At 68.2% G+C, this 1,360-nt stretch carries 1 protein-coding gene; it reads right to left on the reverse strand.

The features are described from left to right. Positions 1–1,360: glycosyltransferase family A protein (locus tag ABZY20_RS37170; RefSeq protein WP_356447945.1), on the reverse strand; the 1,360-nt coding region annotated here is incomplete at both ends.

Here is a 1,360-nt window from a genome sequence, read left to right on the forward strand (position 1 = left end):
CCGCTTGCCGGCCAGCGCGGCGCTCAGCGCGCGGCATCGCGCCTGATCGCGTTGCGGTTCGCAGCGCCGCAGCACCGACAGCGCGACCGGGAAGAACTCCGGCGGCAAGGCGCCGGCCGCTCCCGCCAACGCGACCAGGCGGTCCAGGGCGATCTCGCCGCGGCCCAACCCGACTTCCAGCCGAATGTCCGCCAAGCGCGGGTCGTAAACCTTCGCGGTCGGCGCGAGGGCGGCCGGCGCGGGCGCATGCCACGCAGCCATGTCCTCTTCGTCCGACGACGGACCGGTCGACGTGCTGCGCAGGTCTTCCGCGAAGGCCAGCGCCAGGCGCTGATTGCTCTCGGCCACCGCCAACTTGATCAACAACGCAAGCGTATCCTCGCGCGAAGAGCCTTGCGCCATCGCCTGATGCCGCAGCGCCGCGGTCGGCAACAGCGAGTACTGCCACCACAGCCGGTTATGCGCGTCGATGGCGACCTTTTTGCCCAAGGCCAACGACAACTGGTCGCGCGAGGCCGCACCGTCGGCGGGCATACGGCAGGCATCGAAGCAACGGCGGAAGTTACGGGTCAAGCTGGTGCGCGACAGCATGCTCGGCCGGCCGACTTCGTACAGGTACAGCGGCCGCGGCACGATCTCCAGGCACATTCCCGCCTGCAGCATCCGCAAGAACAGTTCGTAATCTTCGTGGCCGACGCCGCGCAGTTCGGTATAGCCGCCGATCGCGCGCAGCGCGTCGGTCTTGATCAGCGCGGTCGCCGCGCCCAGGCAGTTCTCCGACGCCGCCACCGACAGCGGGCCGCCGATCGGCACATAGCAGACCTTGTGGTGGTGCCCGTCGCCCCGGGCGATGACCTCTGCCCGTTTGGTTTCGGGCATGAACACGTTGAGGCAGTTGACGACTTCGGCGCCGGTTGCGAGCGCAGCGCTTACCAAGGTCTGGATCAACTCCGGCAACGCGTAGTCGTCGTCGTCGAGGAAACAGATGTACGGGGCGTCGGTCACCGCCAGCGCGGTGTTGCGCGCAGCGCCAAGATAGCCGTTCTCGCGCCGGATCAAGCGTCCTCCCGCTCGCGCGATGAACGGCTCGAGCTGGGTCAGCGCCTGCCGAGCGGATTCGCTGGCCGAGCCATCGTCGACGACGATGATCTCCAGGTTCGGATAGGTCTGCCGCGCCGCGGAGATCAAAGCATCGACCAGTTTCCCCGGCCGCTCGTAATGAGTAATGGCGAACGCGACCTTCGGCTGAGGCGTCGGCGGGAGCGCCGACTCAGGCAGCGCCATCGCGGGCCCGCATTGGCGATGGAAGTCCAGCCACGCCCGCTCGATCTCCTCCAGCGATTGCGCAGGACGCGGAGCC

The organism is Streptomyces sp. NPDC006624, assembly GCF_040611555.1.
In the GTDB taxonomy this organism is placed as follows: domain Bacteria; phylum Actinomycetota; class Actinomycetes; order Streptomycetales; family Streptomycetaceae; genus Streptomyces.